Annotated in this window: 7 protein-coding genes and 1 pseudogene; 3 read left to right on the forward strand and 5 right to left on the reverse strand. The window is 44.0% G+C overall.

Going from position 1 to position 4929, the window contains the following annotated elements:
• Both KT99_RS19180 and KT99_RS19190 read left to right on the forward strand, forming a co-directional pair.
• Positions 1-499 (forward strand): GspH/FimT family pseudopilin (locus tag KT99_RS19180; protein WP_005503565.1); only part of this gene is annotated, 499 nt, incomplete at its 5' end.
• Between the two features lie 160 nt (positions 500-659).
• A complete protein-coding gene (locus KT99_RS19190) occupies positions 660-1166 on the forward strand; it encodes a GspH/FimT family pseudopilin (RefSeq protein WP_005503566.1) in 507 nt (168 codons plus the stop codon).
• Between the two features lie 98 nt (positions 1167-1264).
• Here the strand turns inward: KT99_RS19190 and KT99_RS22125 are convergent, their stop codons facing one another.
• Both KT99_RS22125 and KT99_RS19200 read right to left on the reverse strand, forming a co-directional pair.
• Positions 1265-1408, reverse strand: coding sequence for a TapY2 family type IVa secretion system protein (locus KT99_RS22125; RefSeq protein WP_005503568.1), 144 nt, complete (start codon positions 1406-1408; stop codon positions 1265-1267).
• Between the two features lie 220 nt (positions 1409-1628).
• Positions 1629-3335, reverse strand: coding sequence for a hypothetical protein (locus KT99_RS19200; protein ID WP_232504334.1), 1707 nt, complete (start codon positions 3333-3335; stop codon positions 1629-1631).
• Between the two features lie 52 nt (positions 3336-3387).
• On the opposite strand from KT99_RS19200, the gene tnpA reads away from it, so the two are divergent.
• Positions 3388-3627, forward strand: coding sequence for an IS66 family insertion sequence element accessory protein TnpA (tnpA, locus tag KT99_RS19205; RefSeq protein WP_005503572.1), 240 nt, complete (start codon positions 3388-3390; stop codon positions 3625-3627).
• Between the two features lie 15 nt (positions 3628-3642).
• Here tnpA and istB read toward each other — a convergent pair whose 3' ends face one another.
• From istB to KT99_RS20250, 3 genes and pseudogenes are all read right to left on the reverse strand, one after another.
• Positions 3643-4341 (reverse strand): IS21-like element helper ATPase IstB, encoded by a 699-nt coding sequence (gene istB, locus KT99_RS19210; protein ID WP_269764059.1) that lies wholly within the window; start codon positions 4339-4341, stop codon positions 3643-3645.
• Positions 4274-4642 (reverse strand): Mu transposase domain-containing protein, encoded by a 369-nt coding sequence (locus KT99_RS22365; RefSeq protein WP_157752206.1) that lies wholly within the window; start codon positions 4640-4642, stop codon positions 4274-4276. Before KT99_RS22365 ends, istB begins: the two co-directional genes overlap by 68 nt.
• Before the next feature lie 14 nt (positions 4643-4656).
• A pseudogene (locus KT99_RS20250) lies at positions 4657-4929 on the reverse strand (IS21 family transposase); the annotation flags it as partial.

Consider the following 4929-nt stretch of genomic DNA (forward strand, 5'->3'; position numbering starts at 1 on the left):
TAATGGCTTTACACTCATCGAGCTCATGACCACATTGGTGGTGTCTACAACCTTGATAAGTATTGCAGTGCCAAACTTCAACTCCCTTTATGCACACTATCGAGCTGACTCATCCATTCGTGTCATACAACAAACACTGCAAATGGCACGTAATAGTGCCATCAGTTACGGCGTGCGCGTCACGGTTTGCCCCATAATAGAAAACCAGTGCAGCGATGACTGGACAATAGGTATTAGCGTTTTTGTTGACTCTGGAGCCAGCAATATCATAGATGGTCAAGATGAAATCCTGATCAAAACTGCCAGCTTCTACCATGATGACTTTGTTACTTATAACCGCAGTGCCATCAGATTCCAGGCCGACGGCTTAGCTTCTGGCACCAACGGTACCTTAAAATATTGCCCATCGTCGACGACGAGCGAATACTCGAGAGCAGTAATCATTAACCAATCTGGGCGAATCCGCTTCTCAAAAGCGGATATCATCGAATGCACGTAATATATGAGACATATAGCCAAAGAGGCTAATGACTAAATCTTTCTTAAACACCAAAACCCCCTTTAAAGCCAAGATATTGGCTTTAAATACTTGTTTTTCGTGCTGTAAATAGACCTGTTCTCGGTTATACTTAACACTGTAATTGAGAGGAGAAAAAGTCATGCGCCCGATACAAAATGGATTTACATTAATTGAACTTATGGTGACACTCGTGGTTGCTATGATCTTAGTCGGTGTCGGTGCTCCTTCCTTGAAGTCCATGTATGAAGGCTATCGAAGTGATAGCCAGATACGTACGGTTAATCAATCTTTGCAGTTTGCACGCAGCCACGCCGTTAGCTACGGCTCTAGAGTAACTATGTGTCCAATAGTTTCAGGAAGCTGTACCGCTGACTGGAGCAAAGGATTCAAAATATTCCTCGATAACGGCACCCTAAATCAGATTGATGGCAACGACGAGGTGCTAACCGTAATAGGCGCTTTTAATTCCAGTGACTTTGTTTCATTTGCTCCCAAGGCAATAAACTTCAGTACCGACGGGCTGACCAGTGCAGGCTTATTTATCTACTGTCCTGGTAGCAAAAGCAGTCCTGAGTCTATGGGGTTACAGATCAATGCTTCTGGCACTGCAAGATTCAGTAGAGCAACCAACCTTAACTGTAATTAATATATCCCCTAAAGGGACCAAATGCACACTTACATACAGGCTATATCATTCAACTGGGTTCACTGCTTGAGTGTTAGCGCCTCTTTATAAACTTGCCCTTACTTCAAGGTGATTTCATCGAGTTTTTGTGCCGCCCCCAATGTAAATGAATCATCGATTGCAACACACTCTTCTACATCTTTGATATAGGCACTTTTCCCGGGTCCTTTAGAAGGCACCTTCTTGGCGGTTAGCGTGGCCATGCGCAATTTGACTTGTTTCTCTTGCCATTCATAGAATGACTATTTGACATCCAGATGTCGTATCTAAGTAACATTTATAATCTTTTTTGTTCGAGTTTGTGCTGCTATCGGCAAACGCTAAACTCGAAATAGCCATACCAATAACCGCTAGGAAAACATACTGACTTTTATCCTTCATTTCCAACACTCCGCAGGAGTTTTCTCTCCAATATCATTGATCTTAATTGTTGCACAGAAACTGGCGAGCTATCCATACCATAGACGGAGTGAACCCCAGTTGGCACATTAGCTTAATGTTAGGCAAGAGTTCATAGGGCATAAATGCCCATGATTCAGTGACATCGGCTCCTGAATCTTTAAACATATGCAGGAAACCATGATTTGTTCCCATGATGACCCTGATATCTGGAGAGGAAGAGGTGCCAAAATTGATTGCCAAGGGCTTAGAATGTAGCGGGTCACCAATAATATCCTCCCGCTTATCGACCACACTGTTATTACCATTATCATCATCGACGTCTATGCCTTTCGCCCAATCAAAAAGCTTAGCTAATTGATCGACATCTGTTTTCATATAGCTAGCTAATGCATCATCACCACCGGCGACATTTGAGGCGTTACTCTTAGTGAAGGATTCGAGCCCGCCTCCACTACCAAAATTACCGTATAATGTTCTATTGCCCCCGGTTTTTAAAACATGCGCAATGCCGCCAGTTCGCACATCATTACCGTCCCCACCATCACTGCTCGACAAGCAGACTGAGTTTGATGTCCAATATGAACAGGCTGATGATTTAAGGTTTCCATCTGAGCCTATTGCGAGTTCGCCATTCTTATCGACGATTTCACCACCGCCGGTCACTCTAAACTTCTTTAGATTCCCCATCCATCTTGGCCTTTTATTGGGCAGAAACATGGCATAGTAGACAGAATCGAAGGTTTGAGTCCTATCGAAGTTATTACTGGCAATCGAAGGTGAAGTGAAACTCGCATTGACCTCAAGAATTTGCGAGAAAACTTGTGATAGCGCAGCTTGTAATTGTGTTGCACTCTTAGCCGAATAATACTCACCACCACCTAATTCAGCCGTCTTAGTCAATAATGGAGCCGCATCATCGGCACCATCACTAAAACCTATGGTAAAGGTTGTAACACTCTGCATTTCAGGAAATGCAGCATTCGTATTAACATCATTGGTATTCATCCAACCCGCTAACGCAGGCAGGTAGCTGGTAAAGTTTGGACTTGTGTTAACAAACTTATCACTGCTACTCACTCCGGGTAAGCCCTTTATCTTACTATTGGCAGATTGATCCACCGTAGGTACACCATCGGTGATATACACAACATAGGCCCGATTCTGACACTCTTTAAATGGGGAGATATATTTCCCATTATCTTCGATGGAAGTGTCTCTAGGCGGCCTATTCGCCCGATACCAATTACTATAGTTACTGTCGTCATTACCGTAATAGACACCCTTGCCGGCAAAATAGCGATAGGCTTCATATAAGGTTTCACACAGAGGTGTGTTGGTCGATGCAGGCAGATTCTCTATAGTAGATAAGAGGCTAACCTTATTAGCCTCAGTCATGGTTTTGATGCCGGACACAATACGCCCACCATCTCTATCTCCTTCATCACGATAGTTCATGTTGAAAATAGCCAGTCCAAAGTCGACACTAGGCGTGGTCACAATGGTATTTTTTATGACTTCTTTTGCCACTTCGAGCCTAGTTTTAGGCACTAACTCTTTATCTCCATGGAACCAACGAAGGTAGTTATCGGTATAGAGAGTGATGGTTTGACCGGTACCAAACGCCGTTAGTTGTGCTTTCTCTATTGCCGCATCAAAGTCTGAGCTTAATGAGTCATTATCAACTTCTGTGTATCTAATAGGTAAGCGTCCGGGCAAGTACAACTTCAACAGATTTCATTGATCCGCCATATTAACTCCTGACTATTTATCAGGAGTTAATATGGCTAAACGTTCTCATCAAGATTGGGCTGCTTTGATAAGGCAGCAACCCGCCAGCGGCTTAACTATCACGGCTTTCTGTCGTCAGCATAAGTTCAGTATCAGTACCTTTTATGCCCGTAAAGCCAACAAAGATAAAATTAAAGCGGTCATGCCTTTTGCTAAAGCAACGCTGGCTCCGACAACAGCGGTAACGCCTCAAACTCAACTTTGTGATGCGCAACTGTTAGACGTCAACTAGCTTGGCCTATAGGCGTCAATTAAGTTGGCCGCTTTTGCCGTTTATTTTCATGGCTTCTTTTCTTCGATAACTCTCTCCTTCAAGTTGATAAATCTCTGCGTGATGCACCAGTCGATCAATCACGGCTACTGTCATCATATTGTCTCCAAATATACTGTCCCACTCACTAAACACCTGGTTCGTTGTGATCACTAGGCTGTTGCGCTCATAACGATGTGCAATGAGTTCAAATAGAACCTGACTTTCACTATCACTCTTTTTGACATAACCGATGTCGTCCAAAATGAGTAGCTCATATTTATCGGGTTTTTTAAGTGCATCTTCCAGACCTAAACCCTCTCGGGCTTTCTGCAAGTGCTGCACCATCGCCGTGCCTGTCGTGAATTTCACACGAACAGATTGCTCAATAAGCGCATAACCCAGCGCGGCTGCTATGTGGGTGTTACCTAGGCCGCTCGCACCGAATAATAAAATATTATGCCCTTGTCTCAACCAGCTCAACTCACTGGCCTTACGTTTAACTTGAACTGCGCTAATGCCGACCACTTCACTGAAATCGTATTGAGACAACTGTTTCCCTATCGGTAACTGGCTTTCTTTGAGTAAGCGTTTTAGGCGTACTTCCTGTCGATGTGTCGCCTCTATTTCACATAATTGAGCGAGAAATAGCTCGGGTTCCCACGGCTCCTTCACCGCCTTTAGGGATAAGAGCATCCCTGATTTGCGATGCTTTAAAAGCATTACGTTTCTTAGCCAATGCATGGATAACATGATGATAATCTATTGAGCGACCACGAGTTGCGCCTTGAGTATGCATTCGCGCTAAGGTTAATGTGAGTTCATGCCCATAGAAAAGCACTACACGGTCATCAAAAATGTGTGCCAGTAATGTCACACCAATGAGTCGTGATGGCACCGAATATGTCACACGCTTAATTGAAATCGTGCTGCTGGATGTCACTTTGACGTATTGCTCACTAAAGTCATGAGTTCGACGAGCGGGTAAGGAGGACAAGTAGGCGCACTCCTCTAGATAACGGGTATGACATTGATGAAGTTTCGGTATTGCTTTAAATCAGTGAAATCACGACTGTCGCGTAATAACAGTTGTTGCTCTATCTTACGCTTTAGATGGCCATTAGGGCCCTCAATTGCGCCATTTTCATGGGCGACACCTTTGTTGTTTCGAGTGGCTTTTACCCCGTAATGTGTGCATAACTTGGTGTAGCGTTCTGTCAGAACTTCAGCTTCGGTGTGGTTTTTAAATGCAGCGCTTAAGCTGTCTGTACGGCAGGAACTAGC

The organism is Shewanella benthica KT99 (genome assembly GCF_000172075.1).
Taxonomy (GTDB): Bacteria; Pseudomonadota; Gammaproteobacteria; order Enterobacterales; family Shewanellaceae; genus Shewanella; species Shewanella benthica_A.

What these genes read in the sequence shown, in the direction of transcription:
- KT99_RS19190 (WP_005503566.1), top strand. Translation starts at nt 660, where the DNA reads ATGCGCCCGATACAAAATGGATTTACATTAATTGAACTTATGGTGACA.
- KT99_RS22125 (WP_005503568.1), bottom strand. Translation starts at nt 1,408, where the DNA reads ATGGCCACGCTAACCGCCAAGAAGGTGCCTTCTAAAGGACCCGGGAAA.
- tnpA (WP_005503572.1), top strand. Translation starts at nt 3,388, where the DNA reads ATGGCTAAACGTTCTCATCAAGATTGGGCTGCTTTGATAAGGCAGCAA.
- istB (WP_269764059.1), bottom strand. Translation starts at nt 4,341, where the DNA reads ATGCTCTTATCCCTAAAGGCGGTGAAGGAGCCGTGGGAACCCGAGCTA.